General features: G+C 67.0%; 14 protein-coding genes. 5 read left to right on the forward strand and 9 right to left on the reverse strand.

All coding sequences use genetic code 11. The features are described from left to right. Positions 1-47 precede the first annotated feature (47 nt). Positions 48-602 (reverse strand): YceI family protein, encoded by a 555-nt coding sequence (locus G6N67_RS02190; protein ID WP_036437665.1) that lies wholly within the window; start codon positions 600-602, stop codon positions 48-50. A gap of 178 nt (positions 603-780) precedes the next feature. Here G6N67_RS02190 and G6N67_RS02195 point away from each other — a divergent pair, with 178 nt between their 5' ends. Further along, complete coding sequence (locus G6N67_RS02195; protein ID WP_051579033.1) at positions 781-1,365, forward strand: excalibur calcium-binding domain-containing protein; 585 nt, start codon at positions 781-783, stop codon at positions 1,363-1,365. A gap of 12 nt (positions 1,366-1,377) precedes the next feature. On the opposite strand, the gene G6N67_RS02200 is transcribed toward G6N67_RS02195, so the two are convergent. Beyond that, the gene (locus tag G6N67_RS02200) at positions 1,378-3,957 is read right to left on the reverse strand and encodes a bifunctional FO biosynthesis protein CofGH (protein ID WP_036437666.1); all 2,580 of its coding nucleotides are present in this window, start codon (positions 3,955-3,957) and stop codon (positions 1,378-1,380) included. Between the two features lie 268 nt (positions 3,958-4,225). On the opposite strand from G6N67_RS02200, the gene G6N67_RS02205 reads away from it, so the two are divergent. Next, the gene (locus tag G6N67_RS02205) at positions 4,226-5,572 is read left to right on the forward strand and encodes a hypothetical protein (RefSeq protein ID WP_131524789.1); all 1,347 of its coding nucleotides are present in this window, start codon (positions 4,226-4,228) and stop codon (positions 5,570-5,572) included. Position 5,573: 1 nt separating this feature from the next. On the opposite strand, the gene G6N67_RS02210 is transcribed toward G6N67_RS02205, so the two are convergent. Then, on the reverse strand, positions 5,574-6,017 hold the full coding sequence (locus G6N67_RS02210) for a hypothetical protein (protein WP_036437668.1): 444 nt from the start codon (positions 6,015-6,017) through the stop codon (positions 5,574-5,576). Between the two features lie 115 nt (positions 6,018-6,132). Then, a complete protein-coding gene (gene mshB, locus G6N67_RS02215) occupies positions 6,133-6,999 on the reverse strand; it encodes an N-acetyl-1-D-myo-inositol-2-amino-2-deoxy-alpha-D-glucopyranoside deacetylase (protein WP_036437669.1) in 867 nt (288 codons plus the stop codon). A gap of 85 nt (positions 7,000-7,084) precedes the next feature. Here mshB and G6N67_RS02220 point away from each other — a divergent pair, with 85 nt between their 5' ends. Both G6N67_RS02220 and G6N67_RS02225 read left to right on the forward strand, forming a co-directional pair. After that, the gene (locus tag G6N67_RS02220; protein WP_036437671.1) at positions 7,085-8,323 is read left to right on the forward strand and encodes a chloride channel protein; all 1,239 of its coding nucleotides are present in this window, start codon (positions 7,085-7,087) and stop codon (positions 8,321-8,323) included. 493 nt (positions 8,324-8,816) lie between these two features. Further along, positions 8,817-10,154 carry a hypothetical protein gene (locus tag G6N67_RS02225; protein WP_051579034.1) on the forward strand — a complete coding sequence of 446 codons (1,338 nt, stop codon included), beginning with the start codon at positions 8,817-8,819 and terminating at the stop codon, positions 10,152-10,154. A gap of 58 nt (positions 10,155-10,212) precedes the next feature. Here G6N67_RS02225 and G6N67_RS02230 read toward each other — a convergent pair whose 3' ends face one another. Next, positions 10,213-12,105, reverse strand: a complete 1,893-nt coding sequence (locus G6N67_RS02230) for an ABC transporter family substrate-binding protein (RefSeq protein ID WP_051579035.1) — start codon at positions 12,103-12,105, stop codon at positions 10,213-10,215. 19 nt (positions 12,106-12,124) lie between these two features. Beyond that, on the reverse strand, positions 12,125-14,014 hold the full coding sequence (gene typA / locus G6N67_RS02235) for a translational GTPase TypA (protein ID WP_110798581.1): 1,890 nt from the start codon (positions 14,012-14,014) through the stop codon (positions 12,125-12,127). A 286-nt stretch (positions 14,015-14,300) separates the two neighbouring features. On the opposite strand from typA, the gene G6N67_RS02240 reads away from it, so the two are divergent. Continuing rightward, positions 14,301-14,567 (forward strand): hypothetical protein, encoded by a 267-nt coding sequence (locus tag G6N67_RS02240; protein WP_036437674.1) that lies wholly within the window; start codon positions 14,301-14,303, stop codon positions 14,565-14,567. Positions 14,568-14,570: 3 nt separating this feature from the next. Here the strand turns inward: G6N67_RS02240 and G6N67_RS02245 are convergent, their stop codons facing one another. The 3 genes from G6N67_RS02245 to narI form a co-directional block, all read right to left on the reverse strand. Then, entirely contained in the window at positions 14,571-15,026 is a 456-nt protein-coding gene (locus tag G6N67_RS02245; RefSeq protein WP_036438612.1) for a pyridoxamine 5'-phosphate oxidase family protein, read from the reverse strand. Positions 15,027-15,031: 5 nt separating this feature from the next. Next, positions 15,032-16,423, reverse strand: coding sequence for a WS/DGAT/MGAT family O-acyltransferase (locus G6N67_RS02250; protein WP_036437676.1), 1,392 nt, complete (start codon positions 16,421-16,423; stop codon positions 15,032-15,034). 62 nt (positions 16,424-16,485) lie between these two features. Further along, complete coding sequence (narI, locus tag G6N67_RS02255) at positions 16,486-17,214, reverse strand: respiratory nitrate reductase subunit gamma (protein WP_036437677.1); 729 nt, start codon at positions 17,212-17,214, stop codon at positions 16,486-16,488. Between the last annotated feature and the right edge of the window lie 2 nt (positions 17,215-17,216).

The raw sequence follows: 17,216 nt of genomic DNA on the forward strand, positions 1-17,216 counted from the left end.
TGAGAGCCACCCAGCGCGACATGCCTGCGGGCGCTACGGGCTACGCCTCAGGCCTGCTTGAGCGCCTCGATCTCGAGGGTGATGGTCACCTTGTCGCCGATGACGGTGCCACCGGTCTCCAGCGGCATGTCGATGTCGATACCGAAGTCCTTGCGGTTCAAGACGACCGAGGCCTCGAAGCCCGCAACCGGTCCCTGGCCCATGCCGGGGTTGACGCCGTTGAACTCGAGCTTGAGCGAAACCGGCTTGGTCACGCCCTTGAGGGTGAAGTCACCGTCGACGACGTAGTCGTCGCCGTCGCGCCGCACACCGGTCGAGACGAACGTGGCGGTGGGGTGATTCTCGGCGTCGAAGAAGTCTGCAGACCGCACGTGCGCGTCGCGCTGCTCGTTGCGGGTGTTGATCGAGTTGACGTCGATGGTGGCACTCACCGACGGGGTGCCGTCCTCGGCGACGACGATTTCGCCGCTGAACGTCTCGAAGCTGCCGCGAACCTTGCTCACCATCAGATGCCGGACTGAAAAGTTGATCGAGGAGTGCACGGGGTCGATCGCCCAGGTTCCGGCGGTCAGGTCGGTGTCCAGTGCTACTGCTGCAGTCATGTCGTCTCCTTGCTTTCGAGGGCCGGCCCGTCCGGCGCCTTCAAGAAGGGTAACCGGACCACGGTCCGATTCCATTCCCGGGAAGTCGAGGAATTTTCGAGAATTTTCGGCCGCCGCAGCGCAGGATGCTCTGACCACTATTTGTCGTGCACGACAATTTCGACCGAAGGACCATCACATGCGCGCCGCCGCCCTCGGACTCATCCTTGGAGTCACTGCCGTCCCCCTGATCGGCGTGGGTACAGCCCCAGTCGCAGGCGCTTACAGCAACTGCTCCGAAGCCCGGGCAGCCGGTGCCGCACCCCTGTACGCGGGACAACCTGGATACAGCCGGAAGCTCGATCGCGACGGCGACGGCGTGGCATGCGAAACCGGCGGCGGCAGTGCAGCGACCGGAAGTCTTCCGCTGCTCGGCGTGCCGAATGTTCCCGTGGCACCCGCACCCGCGGTACCACCCGCCGCGCCCGCACCGACGGGTACCGGCGCCGCGATCACCACGGTGGTCCAGTGGACAGGCACGGACTGCATCGACATCACTGCCCCGGCCGGATCCGCAGGCACACTGCAGACCGCGACCCACTGCGGCGGTCAGGCCACCTTGACGAGCAGTGGCAGCGGCGACCAGATGGTCGGGGCCGACCCGATCATCGGCGACGCCGGAACGCTGTCGTGCGAAATCCTGAGCGGGCGGCTCGTCGACGCAGGCACGGCCGGCGACGGGCACGACGTCAACTGCCTCACCCGCGCCGACGCGCTGTCGTAGCGCTCGCAGTGACTACGCGGCGAGAGGCGTGTAGTCGGTGGTGCGTTGGCGTGCTGGGCGGCCGATGCCCTCGGCGATCGCGACCAGCTCCGCCACCGTCTTGGCCGAACCGTTCTCCGAACCGGCCATGCGCGAGATGGTCTCTTCCATCAACGTGCCGCCCAGATCGTTGGCACCGCCCCGCAGCATCACCTGGGTGCGCTCGACACCGAGCTTGACCCAGCTGGTCTGGATGTGAGAGATCCGGCCATGCAACATGATCCGGGCCAACGCATGCACGGCCCGGTTGTCACGGTGCGTCGGCCCCGGACGCGCCCCACCGGCCAGGTACAGCGGTGAGGACTGGTGCACGAACGGCAGCGGCACGAATTCGGTGAACCCGCCGGTCTTGTCCTGGATCGAGCGCAGCACGTTGAGGTGGCCCACCCAGTGCCGCGGGGTGTCGACGTGGCCGTACATCATCGTCGACGACGACCGCAGCCCGACTTCGTGCGCGGTGGTCACCACATTGATCCACTCCGACGTCGGCAGCTTGCCCTTGGTCAAAACCCACCGCACCTCGTCGTCGAGGATCTCGGCAGCCGTGCCCGGGATGGTGTCCAGGCCGGCCTCACGCAGCGACGTCAGCCACTCCCGCACCGACATCCCACTGCGCGTCACGCCGTTGGCGATCTCCATGGGCGAGAAGGCGTGCACGTGCATGGACGGCACGCGCTTCTTGACCGCACGGACCAGATCCGCATAACCCGTGACGGGCAGCTCGGGATCGATGCCGCCCTGCATGCACACCTCGGTCGCCCCCGCGACGTGCGCCTCCCACGCCCGGTCGGCAACCTCGTCGGTCGACAACGAGTACGCGTCGGCGTCACCCTTGCGCTGCGCGAACGCGCAGAACCGGCAGCCGGTGTAGCAGATGTTGGTGAAGTTGATGTTGCGGTTGACGACGAACGTGACGTCATCGCCGACGACGTCACGGCGCAGCGAATCCGCCAGCGCGGTAACCGCTTCCAACGCAGGCCCGTCCGCAGTGGCCAGCGCCAGATACTCGTCGTCACTGCAGCCGGCCGGGTCACGTTCGGCCGAACGCAGCGCCGCCAGCACATCGGTGTCGATGCGTTCGGGCGCCCGCGCCGCCAACTCGGTGACCTTGGCGCGGATCGACTCCCAGTCACCGAACGCGCTGTCGAGGTCACTGCGCGTCTCGGTGAGCCGCCCCTCGGAATCGATCGCCGTGTGCAGATCGGTGCGCCCCAACGATTCGGATGCCTCGTCGGGCTCTTGCCAGGGCCGACCGACCGGGTTGACGTCGAGCGCATAACCGGTGTCCGCGTCCGCCAGTGCGTCGACGTGGCTGCGCACCCGCGGGTCGATCCACGCCGCCCCGGCCTGCACATACTGCGGTTGCGCGGTCAGCCGCTGCACCAGGTCATAGCCCGCCTCGGCGGTCACATCGGCCAGATCGTCCAACGCGGGCCACGGACGCTCGGGGTTGACGTGGTCAGGAGTCAGCGGCGAAACACCGCCCCAATCGTCGACACCCGCGCCGATCAGCGCCAGGCATTCGTCGCGCGAGACCAGGTTCGGCGGAGCCTGGATGCGCATCTTCGGGCCCAGCACCAGGCGGGTGACCGCAATGGTCGCCAGGAAGTCGTCGATCCCGGCGTCGGGCGCCGACGCCATTGCCGTGTGATCCTTGGCCCGGAAGTTCTGCACGATCACTTCCTGAACGTGGCCGAACTCCTTGTGGGACTTGCGGATCGCATGCATGGTCTCGGCGCGCTCGACCAGCGTCTCACCGATTCCCACCAGCAGACCTGTCGTGAACGGGATCGACAGCCGCCCGGCATCGTCGAGAGTGCGCAGCCGCACCGCCGGATCCTTGTCGGGACTGCCGTAATGCGCCTCACCCTTGGTTTCGAAAAGCCGCCGCGACGTGGTCTCCAGCATCATGCCCATCGACGGAGCGACCGGCTTGAGCCGCGACAGCTCCGACCAGCTCATCACCCCGGGATTCAGGTGCGGCAGCAGGCCGGTCTCTTCCAAAACCCGGATGGCCATCGCCCGCACGTAGTCCAGCGTCGAGTCGTACCCACGCTCGTCGAGCCACTGCCGGGCCTCGTCCCAGCGATCCTCCGGACGGTCACCGAGTGTGAAAAGCGCTTCCTTGCAACCCAGTTCAGCGCCACGCCGAGCCACGTCGAGGATCTCGTCGGGCTCCATGTACATGCCCATGCCCTGGGCGCGCAGCCGGCCCGGCACGGTCACGAACGTGCAGTAGTGGCACGTGTCGCGGCACAGATGGGTGACGGGGATGAACACCTTGCGCGAGTAGCTGACCGGCAGCCTGCCGCCCGGGCCGCGCCGGCCCGCCGACTCCAGACCCGCATCCCGCACCCGCGCCGCGCTACGACACAGCTCGACCAGATCATCACCGCGCGCGGTCATCGCGATCGCGGCCTCGTCGACGTTGAGCGCAACGCCGTCGCGCGCTCTTCGCAGCACACGCCGCAACGCTGAGGGGCTGGGCGCCCCGGCTTTCGGTGGGACCACGGGGCTCGGCAAGTCGGCGCCGCGCTGGGGGTTCAGAGCCACTTCCGTGTAACCCCGGCGTTGTCCACAATCATCCACGCGTCTCACATTCTGAAACCACTCCGCCTGGCATACCGGCCACAGTAGTCCCAGCATCGGTACCCGTGGCGACCCGCCGGTGGCTGCGCAGTCCGCGATGTTCGCATTGTTGTTTCCAATGCGTTATCTAACTCGCCATCAGCTACACACAAGAGAGCGAATCGTGACGATATTGTCAGCATTCACGTTAAGTTGAGCCTGGACCAGGCTGCGATTTTCCAGGGGTGGTGCAATGAGGGTCTCTGTCCGCTCGTATGTGATGGCGGGAGCAGCGGCAGCCACTGCAACTGCCGTAGCGCTCGCACCATTGCAGGCCACCCCCTCCGACGTCGCGGTCCCCGCGCACGCCACCCCGACCACCCAGCCGCATCTGTCGCAGGCCATGGTCGACCTGTTGGCCGCGGCCAGCCGAATGACCGCCGCGCTGCCGGTGCCCAAGGCGCCGAACGTGAGCGGGGCACCTGCCGGTGCGGCGCCCGCTGCGGCCGTCACCGGTGACGTCACGGTTCAGAACGCCGCGAGTGATTTCGTCACGTCGGCCTATGAGTACATCCAGGACTGGGTCAACTGGGGCGTGAATTACGGCGTCGACATCGCGTACTGGCTGGGTGGCTGGGGAGTACCGTTCGCGAGCCTCATCGGCGCACAGGTCGACATCATCTACTACAGCGCGGTCGTGCCGGTCGCGGACAGTGTCGTCTACAACCTCATCAGCCCCGTCCTCAACAACCCGTTGAACCTGGGCGTCTGGGCGAACGGCTTGGTGGATGTCGGCTGGAGCATCGTGGCCGCGGCCTGGAACACCGTCGTCGCCGAGGCCAACTACTTCCTCGGCTGGGTACTGCCTCCGTTGCCGGGACCGCCACCGATATCGCTCGCGGCGACAACGAACCTCACCGCTTCGGCGACCGACGCTTCACAGCCGGTCGACTTCGTCACCGAAACGGTCACCGGCGGCATCAGCTTGGCGTACGACTCACTGGCCGATGCCGGTAAGCGCCTGGCCGATGCCCTTCAGAACGGACTCGGCGCAGAAGGCGGACTGCTCGCAGGCGGCGCCATCGACGAGGGCACAACACTCACCGACGCGGTCGGCGAGATCACTCCTGCCGAGGAGATCGCCCCCGCCGTCGCGAAGTCGGTGGAGGGCCTTGGCACGACGCTCACCGAGACGGCCGAAACCGTCTCCGAGAACGTCGAGAAGATCGCCGGCCTGGCCAGCCAGGACGGCGTCGCCGATGTTCCGAAGTCGGTGACGCAGTCGCTCACCAAGCCCGACGACACCACGACAGACAAGACCGAGGCCTCCGACACCAAACCCGCGCGGTCACTGACTCGTGCGGTGCGGGACGCGACCACCAAGGTCGCCGCGGACGTCAAGAAGGCCACCGACGATGTGCGCAATGCGGTGCGCACTATCGGGACTGCCGGCAAGAAGTCGCAGGAGTCCTCGGAGTCCGACACCAAGTCGGAGGCCAAGTCCGACACCAAGTCCGATGCCGCAAAGCCTGCCAAGAAAGAACAGCGCGAACGGCCGGCGAAGAACAAGACAGAGGGCAGCTCGGCCAGCAGCGAGTAGCTCAGTGGCGCTGCCGCCGCCACAACAGCCAGGCCGGTGGCAGCGCCCCGAGCGCGATGAGTAGCAACGCGCCGTAGGCCATCAGGCCTTGGCCCGCGAAGATGATGTCCCCACCGGGGCCGCCGAGTGTCATCGCAGCGATCGTCGCGAGCCACGTCCACAGGGGCAGCGCCGCAAGGCGGTTGGATTCGGTCCACTGCGCCGCGGCCCACACCAGAGCCATGTTGACCGCACCCGCGATCAGCGCGCTGACGGGAAACGGGATCGCGCCGAGGTAGGACGGCAGCAGGAGCGCGCTGACAACCGCCGAGATGATTCCGTCGACAGCGAGCAGGGTGAGGATGATGCCGGCGAGCACCGGATCGGGAATGTCGTCGGCGCGAGAAGAGTCCCCGCTCAGGTCGGGATGCTGTCGAGCAGCGACACCAGGGAACCGACCACCCACTGGAAGTTGTCGGCCCGGTCCTGCCAGTGCTGCAGGTTCGGATCCAGATCGGGGTCCATGGTTTTCCCTTCGACGCGGCAGCTGACTTTCCGGAGCTTACAACGTCCGGTTCCGGCTATTCCAGATCCAGGCCGGCGAGTAGGTCGGTTTCCCAACCGCGGGCATCGCGCGGGCCCGCCGTTCCCGCGACCAGGACGTAGTGCTCCTCGCCGAGGATGGGCAAGGCGATGTTGTTGGACAGCGCGCAGGCCTGCGCGTCAGGAGAGACCGTGACCTGGGTGGCATGTGCGCGCATGGCGGCCACCTTGGCCTCCCGCGAGGCATTGGCGTCGACGACGGCATCGATACGGCCGTCCGGGTAACCGAACGGCACGTCCTCGATGTTCACCCTGATCCATTCGGCGGGTACGTCGCCCAACGCCTTCAGGCCGGCCCCCATCGCACTGGTGGCCATGACCGTCCAATAGAACTTCGGTATGGCCCAGTGTTCAGCTGCGGCGGCGACGGCTCGAGTCGTGACGCGGTGTGTCTGGATGTGGTCGGGATGCCCGTACCCGCCGTCGGGGTCGTAGGTGACGACGACGTGCGGGCGCATCTCCCGGATGATGTCGACCAGTGCGCCGACCGCTTCGTCCATGTCGGCGTCGACGAATCGCTGCCGCCCGCGCGCCGGTGTGCCGTCCATCCCGGAATCACGCCAATGCCCGGCGCCGCCGAGGAACTGCGGTGCGCCGACCCCGAGCGCGGCCAGGGCCGCGGTCAGTTCACTGATGCGGTAGCCGCCGAGCTGGTCGGCGTGGTCGACCGCCAGTTGCGCATAGCGCTCGCCGATCACCTCCCCCTCTTCCCCCAACGTGCAGGTGACCACCCGGACCTCGGCACCACGTGCGACGTAGTGCGCGATGGTGGCGCCGGTGGTGAGTGTTTCGTCGTCGGGATGGGCGTGGACGAACAGCAGGCGGGGTTTCTCGTGCGCAGGCATCCCGACTGACGCTACGCCCCGACGCTCGAGCGGGAAAAGGCGGTAACGGATGAGGAATTCGGCCGTCGCGCATACATTCACTCAGGTGAATCGGCGGGAGCTGGAATACGCCTCCAGCATTGTCATCATCGGGCTGCTCGCCGGCCTTGCCGGGATGGCGACCACCGTGTTGCTGCATGCGGTCGAGCACCTGACCTATCACTACTCGTTCGGCTCACTGCTCGAGGGCGTCACCGAAAGCAGCCCGATCCGGCGCGCGCTGGGGCCTATGGTCGGCGGCGCGCTGGCCGGGCTGGGGTGGTGGGCGTTGCGCCGTAGGGTCGAGATCCCCGCGCTGTCGGCCACCATTTCCGAGCACCGGCGCGTTCCGCGGTTGCCGCTCACCCTGGATGCCGCGCTGCAGGTGCTGCTCGTCGGCGCAGGCGCGTCGCTGGGCAGGGAGGGTGCACCACGCCAATTCTCGGTCGCACTGGGCGATCTCGGAACCTCACGGTGGTCGTTGACCGCCCGAGACCGAGAGATCCTGCTGGCCTGTGCGGCGGGCGCGGGCCTGGCCGCGGTGTACAGCGTCCCGGTGGGCGGCGCGCTGTTCGCGACGCGCATCATGCTCAACACCTGGCAACCCAGGGCTGTGGGCACCGCGCTGATCACCTCGAGCCTGGCCGTTGCCGTCGCCGCACCGGTCACCCATGTGCGTGCCCCGCTCGACTGGCCCGATCCCGAACTGTCCTATCTCCTTTGCGGTTTCGCGCTCGTGCTGGCCCCGCTCGCACTGGGCGTCGGCTTGGCGTTCAACTGGATCATGGCCGCCGCGCGGCCCGCCACCATGACGACATCCTGGTTGTTGATTCCGGGGATCGCGGCTGCCGGACTGTTGATCGGCATCTGCTCGGTGTGGTGGCCCGAACTGCCCGGCAACGGCAAGAGCATCCTGACCGTCAGCCTCAGCAGCACCATGACGCTCGGCGGCGCCGCGGTGATCCTGTTCCTCAAACCCACGCTCACCGCAGTATTTCTGCGCGCCGGCGCGGTCGGCGGAATGCTCACGCCGTCGCTGGCCACCGGCGCGGCACTGGGTTCGGTGGTGGCGCTGTCGATCAACACGTGGACCGAACACCACGTGAGCATGCCGGCCGTGTCATTGACCTGTGCCGCAGGCGTTCTGGCCGTGACGCAGCGGGCACCACTGTGGGCCGCGTTGTTCGTGTGGGAACTCGCGCGGCCACCATGGTGGGTGCTGGTGCCGTTCGTCGTCGCTGCCGCCGCGACCGATACATTGCGACGGTTGTGGGAGCGTCGGCGGGAGCCGGCCGTTCCCGCATAGGCGCAAAGTGGCAGCATCCGCCAAGTCATTGCGACCGCAAGTCCGCAGCAAATTCGTCGATGCCGGCTTCGGCGTGATCGCCATGCCACGACCGGCGTCGCCCGGCAGGCGCGCCACGGCGAAGCCCCGCACCGGCGGACGCGGGGCACACCGCAACACAGTTGGATTCAAGTTGCCCCGGGAAAGCACATATAGGCGGCCTACTCAACCCTCCAACAGTTAATTGGTGTCAGCAGCTGACATTAATTAACTGGACCGTAAGTGGCCATTTTCGACGCGTCGAATCGCTTCTGGGGAAATTCAGCCACACAAACCGGAAACGCCAAGCGCCAACCCTTTCACCAGCTAGTTTCCTTTGCGAACGGTTCCAGTTGCCGACGTTTGCGCAGCGACATCGACCGTTGTCGAAGTTCGTTAGAATCCCGAATTTTTAGGTTTTTCTCAGTTAGCTTTTGCGGTGTCAGCGCATTTACACCGACGTAAAGGAGATTTCATGCAAGTCGCTGCACGTTCTTATCTGGCCGCCGGAGCGGCACTCGTCGGAGCCAGCGCCATGGCCATCAGCCCGGTCGCGCCGCCATTGCCTGACATCGACGTTCCCGCAGTCTCTTCGGTCAACGTCAGCCTCAGCGCAGCTGTCGATCCGATCGAGGCCTACATCCAGTTGATCGGCAACACCATCACCAATGTGGGAACGACGATCGAAACGGAGTTGGCCGACCCCGCGCCGGTATTACAGCAACTCATCGCGAATCAGCTGATCACCGCTCAAGCGCTCGCCACAGGCCTGCAGGGAGCCGGTGAGGGCCTGATCAACCAGCTGGATCCGGCGAATCCGTATGGCATTCCCGCGGGACTGCAACAGGCGCTCACCCATCTCCTCGAAGGCGACGTCAACGCTGCGGTGTCCGCGGCGTGGGGTGCCCTGCTCAGCCCCGTGTTGAACGTCGGCCTCCCGTTGCTCGAACCGACGATCAACGCCATCAAGCAGCCGGTGCAGAACCTGCTCAACGTGCTGAACAACCCGCTCGTCGTCCTGATGCCGGTACTCGGGGCACTCAACGTCGCGTACACCACCGTCACCGTCACCGGGAACGTCGGCCAGGACATCGTCGACTCGGTCAAGGAAGGCGATCCGCTCGGTGTCGTCAACGCGATGCTCGGCGGACCCGCCCGCATCACCGACGCGTTCCTCAACGGCAATGAGCTCGGCGGCGGCGTCTTCGGTCCCAACCTCGGTCTGTTGTCCGCGCTCCGGCAAGCCCGCGAGGCACTCGCGGCCGCCATCACGCCGCCCGCGGCTGATGTCAATGCGGTGACGGCCGCACCCGACACGGCCGCCGCTACGGTGACTTTGGACGTCTCTCCGCAGTCGGTGCAGACGCCCGCCGAGTCCAGCACGGTGTCGACCGCCGACACAACGCCGACGTCGGAAGCTGCCGCTTCGAACGAAAGCGGCGCGGCCGCAACGGGAACCGCAGCCGGCACAGAGGGCTCCACGACGTCCGAAGCCGAATCCGAAAGCACGTCCACGTCGACGGCCGGCAGCACGACAGTCGTGAAGGACAGCATCAAGGCGGAACCCGGCAAGACAGACACGTCGGTCAAGTCCAGCCGGACCAACCCGCTCAAGCAGGTCCGGAATGACATCCGGGACACCGTCAGGAACGTCACCGACGGGTTGAAGAAGGCTGCCGAGGGTCTCACCGGCAAACCCAAGAGTCCCAAGGCGAAGACCGATTCGCCAAGCGGTTCAACCAGTTCCGGCGAAAATGCCGGTTCGTCTTCATCGAGCAGCGGGTCGAGCGGAAGCTCAAGCAACGCCGCCTGAGCCCGTATCGAACAGTGGCCCCCTGGTCTGCATGGCGAGGGGGCCACTGCCCTTTTCGCTATCGCGTCTTGGTCCAGTTCCCCGCGTCGCCGACGATGCCGACCGGTACCGCACCGGACAGGCTGACGTTCTGCACGCTCGGGCCTGCCGCGACGATGGTGGTGTCCTGCAGGATCGGCAGCACGGTGGCCATGTTCCACAACCGGGGTTCGACGGCTTCGATCACCGCGGCGATGTTCTCTGAACCATCCAGCGCCGCATCGATTTTCGGCTGAATACTGCGGTCGCAGATTCCGGTGATGTTGCTCGGCGCCTGCACCAGTTCACCACCGTCGAGCGACGGCGGCGCCGGCGGCGCGGTGGTCGCCGTCGCCGTCCCACTCGGCGGCGGCGTGGTGCTGCTCGGCGATGTCGTCGTCGGTGTGGGCACGCCGGGAGTGGCCGTGGCAACCGCCGTCGCCTCCAAAGCCCGGCAGCCGTAGCGCGATGCCAGCGTTGTCGCCAGGTCTCCCCCGGCCTGATGCCAGCCGACCACCGCGTCGACCCGATTGTTGGTCAATGCCTCGCCGTACAGCGCGACGGGATCCAGCGCCAGCACCGACGCGTCGATCCCGACGTTGCGCAACTGATCGGCCGCGGTGTTGGCGACGGCCACCGACGTCGGGTCGTTCGACGCCACTCCGAGCACCAGGGCCAACGGGGCTCCGTCCTTGGTGATGCGGGGCCTGCCGTTGTCCGGCGGCGGCGCCCCCGGTGTGGGTGGCGCGGCCGCCTGAGTCTCAAAACCGGCGCCGCGCAACAGGTCCAGTGCTGCGTCCCGGCTCATCGCCGGCGGCGCCGTGGGCACGTATCCCGGATCCGACGGCGAACGCACCTGGGCTTGCGCGAGGGTGACGGTGTTGTCGTCCCCCGCTCCCACCGAGGCGAGCAGGTCGACGTCGATGAGCCCCAGAATCGCCTTACGCACCTGGACATCGGCGAGCTTGGGCTGCTGGGCGCGCAAGGCCAGCTGCATGACGCGCGGAGTCACGATTCGCGCCGTCCGGACGTCGGGGATCGCGCTGAGCTGGGCGAAAGTCGCTGCGCCGCCGTGCACTTGGGCGACCTGAGTGTCGCCGTTGCGGATCGAATCGGCCAACGCGGCGGGTGCGCCGCCCCGGCGGAACAGCAGCAGATCGGGCTTGGCCGGCACGCTCCAGAACCGGTCGTTGCGGGCCAGCAGGATCTCGTCGCGTTGTGGGTCGATGCTCTCGACGCGGAACTGGCCGCCGGTGACGGGCATCGCCCTGGCCAATCCGGCTCCGAATCCGCCGGGCACGTCCTTGACGATGTGGGCGGGCAGGATGTCGTTGAACAGTTCGCGCCAAGCCGGGTACGGCTGCGAGAACGTCACGACGGCCTGCTTCCCGCCCTCGACGGACTGCACACCGGTGATCAGGTCGTAGCCAGCCGGGTCGACCACGCCGGGCTGGCTGACCATCTGCCGCCACAGGTACCAGTAGTCGTCAGCGGCGATCGGTGCGTTGTCGGTCCACTGCGCCTCGGGCCGGATCTTGTACGTCACCGTGAACGGGTTGTCGTTGGTCACCTCGGCGGACTCGAGCAACGTCTTGTCGAGTTCCCACCGCGAGCCCGTCGGGGACTTCGGATCGGGGACGGGCCGGAACGAGCTCGGCAGCACCAACGCGGCGACGGCCGCGTTCACCGGCGACTGGTCGGACAGCAGATGTGGATTGAAGCCTGGCCCGATCGCATCGATCGCCATGATGACCTGAGTCGCCTTCGGCGGCGGCGGTGGCGTGGACTCCGTCGTCTCGGTGCTCTGCGGTGCAGGAGGCGGACTGACCGTGCAGCCGCTAAGCAGAAGAGCCGGCACCGAGATGAGCGCCCCGATCGTCTTGTGGGCGCGTCTGGAGGGTGTCGGCACGCCCCTCAGGGTATCGACCCGCATCGGCGACGCTGCGAAGCGCTCAGCCGCGGGCCTTGGCACGCGCCTTGGCCCGCGCCCGCAGGCTCGCGGTGAGCTCGATCTTGCGCACGCGCACGATCTCCGGCGTCACCTCGACACATTCGTCGGCCGCGCAGAACTCCATGGCCTGCTCGAGGTCGAGTTCCAACGGCCGAGCGAGGGTCTCGATGACATCGGCCGTGGACGACCGCATGTTGGTCAGCTTCTTCTCGCGCGTGATGTTGATGTCGAGATCCTCGGCGCGCGGATTGATGCCGACCACCTGGCCCTCGTAGGTGTCCTGGCCGGGCTCGACGAAGAACTGCCCACGGTCGGCCAGCTGGATCATCGCGAACGGGGTGATGGATCCGGAGCGGTCGCTGACCAGCGAACCGGTGTGGCGGGCCCGGATCTCTCCGGCCCACGGCCGGTACCCGTCGAACACCGCGTTGGCGATGCCGGTGCCGCGGGTCTCGGTCAGGAAGTCGGTGCGGAAGCCGATCAGCCCGCGGCTGGGCACGATGAAGTCCATCCGCACCCAGCCCGCGGCATGGTTGGTCATCTCTTCCATGCGGCCCTTGCGCGCGGCCATCAGTTGCGTGATGGCGCCGACGAACTCTTCGGGACAGTCGATGGTCAGAGCCTCGAACGGTTCGTGCAGCTTGCCGTCGATCGTGCGGGTCACCACCTGTGGCTTGCCCACGGTGAGCTCGAAACCTTCGCGGCGCATCTGCTCGACAAGGATCGCCAGCGCCAGCTCGCCACGGCCCTGCACCTCCCAGGCGTCGGGACGGCCGATGTCGACGACACGGATCGACACGTTGCCGACGAGCTCCTGGTCGAGCCGGCTCTTGACCATCCGCGCGGTCAGCTTGTGCCCGGACACCCGGCCGGCCAGCGGCGAGGTGTTGGTGCCGATGACCACCGAGATGGCCGGCTCGTCGACCGTGACGCGGGGCAGGGCGTGCGCGTGCTCCGGGTCGGCCAGGGTGTCGCCGATCATGATCTCGGGGATGCCCGCGACGGCGACGATGTCACCCGCGACGGCCTCGGAGGTCGCGGTGCGCTCGACGCCTTCGGTGACCAGAAGTTCGGTGATCTTGGCGGAGGTGATCACGGGCGCGCCGTCCACCTCACGCATCCAGGCGACCTGCTGGCCCTTCTTGAGCTTGCCGTTGTAGATGCGCACGAGGGCCAACCGGCCGAGGAACGCCGAAGCGTCGAGGTTGGTGACGAGCGCCTGCAGCGGGGCTTCCGGGTCGCCTGACGGCGGCGGGATGTGCTCCATCAGCACGTCGAACAGCGGGTCGAGGTTCTCCCCGTCGGGGTTCTGGCCGTTTTCGGGCTGGGTGGTCGAGGCGATACCGGCCCGGCCCGACGCGTACAGCGTCGGCAGGTCGAGCGCCTTCTCGGCCGCGGCCTGGGCCTCCTCGTCGAGGTCGGACGCGACATCGAGCAGCAGATCGTGGCTTTCCTCGACCACCTCGGCGATACGTGCGTCGGGGCGGTCGGTCTTGTTGACCACCAGGATCACCGGCAGATGTGCGGCCAGCGCCTTACGCAGCACGAACCGGGTCTGCGGCAACGGCCCTTCGGAGGCGTCGACCAGCAGCAGCACACCGTCGACCATCGACAGGCCGCGCTCGACCTCGCCGCCGAAGTCCGCGTGGCCCGGCGTGTCGATCACGTTGATGACGGTGACCGTGCCGTCCGCGTTGTGCCGGTGCACCGCGGTGTTCTTGGCAAGGATCGTGATGCCCTTTTCCCGCTCCAGGTCGCCGGAGTCCATGATGCGCTCGGTGGAGTCGTCTCCGCGGTGGGTCAACGCACCCGACTGCCGCAGCATGGCGTCGACTAGGGTCGTTTTGCCGTGGTCGACGTGGGCCACGATGGCGACGTTGCGAAAGTTCACCTGGTGATTCTCGCAGTCAGGCCGGTCTATCACGAAAACGAGAGAGCCCCGTCACGTTGAAGCCCGCCAAGCTGGCCCACCTGAAACCCAAGAAGAAGTGCTGTCGGAGCAAGCCGCGGTGCAAACGATGCCCACTCGTGCTGCACAAGGTCCGCAAGGCCCACCACAACGGGGTGCGGGGTCACGAACTCGAAAAAGTCTTCAAAGTGGCCAGGAAATCCTAAGGCTCGAGAGCTACCTTTGAGTTATCCGTCAGGTGGTGTCAGGCACGGTTGGAGGTACCGATATGACGGTCTATGAAGTGCTCACCGTGGCATTGATCATCGTGCTGGCCGCAGCGACGACCGTGGCGATCTACGTGGGGCTGGCCAACTGGATCGGCGCCTGCTACATGGTGCGATGCAGCGAATGCCATCACCTGACCTTCGCCTCGGTAAACCGTCCGCAGCAGTCGTGTGCACATTGCCGTCATCCTGTGCTGCTGCATCCGCTGTACGCGGCGAGCCACCCCGGCGGAGGCGTGCGGGTGGTCGGCGACCGCCTGCGCTACTGAGCGTCAGGAGACCGTCGAGGCGCCGGTATCGGTGCCGAGGTAGTGCGGCACACCGCGGCTGCGGAACTGGCGGCCGGTCACCTTCTCGGTGCGGATCCGGACGAAGTGGTCACGTCTGCCGTCGACCCACGGTTGGACGAACGTCCCGGCGATGGCGACGAGCTCGTCCACGTCGGTGACGGTTTGTGCATGCCCAACCACGGTCACGCTCCAGCCGGTGTGCAGGTCGGCATCCAACTCGTCGGCCTCGAATGCCACCACCTGCTTCTCGGTGGCCGCTGACAGCTTGGCGCCGCCTGCGACCCGGAACACCACGTCGTCGTGCCAGAGCCGGAAGTTGACCGGTTGCACCGCGGGCAACGCCTCCTCGGTGAACACCAGGCGGCCCACGCGGACCTTGTTCAACAGATCCAGGCACTGCCTGCGGCTGAGAACGTCGAGTTCTTGTCCCTTGGGCATGATGATCAACCTCCTTGTACGAGTTCGAGAGTCCCCATTGGCGTGGAACGCCAATGGCCGATGCTGATGTCGGCCAGGCGGGCGAGCGACCGCTCGATACCGCGTGCGAGTTCGTCGACATCGGGCGTTGCGTCGTAGTCGCCGATGACGCCGAACACCAGGCGGTCGGCGTAGCTCATGATCGCCACGCCGGTACGCAACTGCATCGCGAGTGGTGGAATCGGCAGCAGCCGGACGACGTCACATCCCGTGATCCGCAACGGTTTCCGTGGACCGGGCACATTCGTCACGACGGTGACCACGCCGCGTTGGGGCAGCCGGGTCAGGGCCCGCACGGTCCATGCGGTCACCGGGAACGGGATCGCGTTCGCCGCGGACACCAGGATGTTGCCGGCCTGACACTGGCCGCCGCCCTTCGCTCTGGTCATCCGGGCGTGCACGGTGCGTAGTTGCTGTACCGGATCGGACTTCTCGACCGGCAGATACGGCAGCATGACAGACACCCGGTTGTCGGTGACGTCGCCGGCATCGGCAGACCGGACCGATACCGGCACCAGAGTCCGCAGCGAATGACGCCGGGGCTTTTCGCCGCGCCTGATCAGCGTGGCGCGGAAGCTGTCGGTGATCGCAGCCAGCGCAACGTCATTGAGCGTGACACCGAACGCGCGGCACACCGAGGTCACGTTGTCCAGCGGTACCTCGGCCGTGGCGTAGCGCCGCATGCTGGTGACGGGGCCGATCAGCGAGGACTCGGACGCCGGACGCAGCAGGCCGGTGACGATGTCGAGCGCACCGTGCACGGCCTGCACCGCGGCGCCCGGTAACCCGATCGAGGACCGCCACGCGGCGCCGATCCAGCCGACCGGGTCGAATCCTCCGGCCGCCCTTGCCGATTGATGGGGACGGACGCCGGCCGGCGCCGGCCCACCGCCGTCGTCGCACAGTCGATCGAGCAGGCGCGTGGCGGCGACGCCGTCGGCGATGCAGTGGTGAATCTTCATGAGGATCGCCCAGCGATTGCGCTCGAGCCCGTCGACGAGCCAGCACTCCCACAGCGGACGATCCCGGTCCAGCCGGCGCTCCATGACGTCGGCGGCCCACCGGTACAGCGCCGCGTCATCACCCGGCCGCGGCACCGCGGCATAGCGGATGTGATGCGATGCGTCGAAGTGGGTGTCATCGACCCAGTGCGGTGCGCCCAGATCCAAGGGTTGCGTGCGCAAAACCTGCCGCAGCCGCGGAACCGTCGACGTCCGCTCCGCCAACGCCGCGACGACGGTTTCGACCTCAGGCATCGGCCCGTCGAGCACGGCGAGTGCGCCGATTGCCAGGCTTGCATGCGGGTCAGAGTCCTCGGCCTCCAAGAACCCCGCATCGAGAACCGTCAACTGCTCCATACCGATATCGTCTGCCGTCGGCGGTCGCGGTGGCAGGGCCGAAGGTCCCTACCTCAGCCGCGTCACCACCCGCGCCGGTGCGGACGCGACCCCACCAGCTCGGACTTCTCGGCGACATCGCGGCTGCGGTAGACGACGTAGGGCCGGAAGAGGTATCCGATGGGCGCGCTGAACACGTGCACGAGCCGCGTGAACGGCCACAGGCAGAACAGCACGAGCGCGATCATCACGTGGATGTGGAAGTACAGCGGGGCCTGCACCATGAGATCGCCGCGCGGCTGCAGGATCCAGATCGACCGGAACCAGGGTGACACGGTCTCGCGGTAGTCGTGTTCGGCCCCTTCAGGCGTCGCGCCGATCAGCGTGCACGCGAAACCCGCCAGCATCGCGGCCACGAGTGCCAGGTACATCGTCTTGTCGTTGACCGTGGTGGCCATGAACACCGGGCCCGTGGCCCTGCGACGGTAGATGAGCAGCGCAATACCGAGGAGCGCGGCCCCGCCCGCGATGCCGCCGAGCACCACGGCCTGCAGGTGGTAGACATGATCGCTCATGATCATGTCCATCCAGGATTCGGGGATCAGGAGCCCGACCACGTGCCCGATGATCACGACGAGCATGCCGAAGTGGAACATCGGGCTCGCGATGCGCAACAGCCTCGACTCGTAGAGCTGTGACGACCGCGTGGTCCAGCCGAACTTGTCGTAACGGTAGCGCCACCACGTGCCGACGCCGACAATCGCGAGGGTCACATAGGGCACCACGTCCCAGAAGATCACCCAACCCGACATCC

Origin of the sequence: Mycolicibacterium mageritense (genome assembly GCF_010727475.1) — a bacterium.
GTDB classification, from domain to species: Bacteria; Actinomycetota; Actinomycetes; order Mycobacteriales; family Mycobacteriaceae; genus Mycobacterium; species Mycobacterium mageritense.

Bases quoted from the DNA above. Each gene is read 5' to 3' on its own strand.
- G6N67_RS02190 (WP_036437665.1), bottom strand. From the start codon at position 602: ATGACTGCAGCAGTAGCACTGGACACCGACCTGACCGCCGGAACCTGG.
- G6N67_RS02195 (WP_051579033.1), top strand. From the start codon at position 781: ATGCGCGCCGCCGCCCTCGGACTCATCCTTGGAGTCACTGCCGTCCCC.
- G6N67_RS02205 (WP_131524789.1), top strand. From the start codon at position 4,226: ATGAGGGTCTCTGTCCGCTCGTATGTGATGGCGGGAGCAGCGGCAGCC.
- mshB (WP_036437669.1), bottom strand. From the start codon at position 6,999: ATGCCTGCGCACGAGAAACCCCGCCTGCTGTTCGTCCACGCCCATCCC.
- G6N67_RS02225 (WP_051579034.1), top strand. From the start codon at position 8,817: ATGCAAGTCGCTGCACGTTCTTATCTGGCCGCCGGAGCGGCACTCGTC.
- G6N67_RS02230 (WP_051579035.1), bottom strand. From the start codon at position 12,105: ATGCGGGTCGATACCCTGAGGGGCGTGCCGACACCCTCCAGACGCGCC.
- G6N67_RS02240 (WP_036437674.1), top strand. From the start codon at position 14,301: ATGACGGTCTATGAAGTGCTCACCGTGGCATTGATCATCGTGCTGGCC.
- G6N67_RS02245 (WP_036438612.1), bottom strand. From the start codon at position 15,026: ATGCCCAAGGGACAAGAACTCGACGTTCTCAGCCGCAGGCAGTGCCTG.
- G6N67_RS02250 (WP_036437676.1), bottom strand. From the start codon at position 16,423: ATGGAGCAGTTGACGGTTCTCGATGCGGGGTTCTTGGAGGCCGAGGAC.
- narI (WP_036437677.1), bottom strand. From the start codon at position 17,214: ATGTCGGGTTGGGTGATCTTCTGGGACGTGGTGCCCTATGTGACCCTC.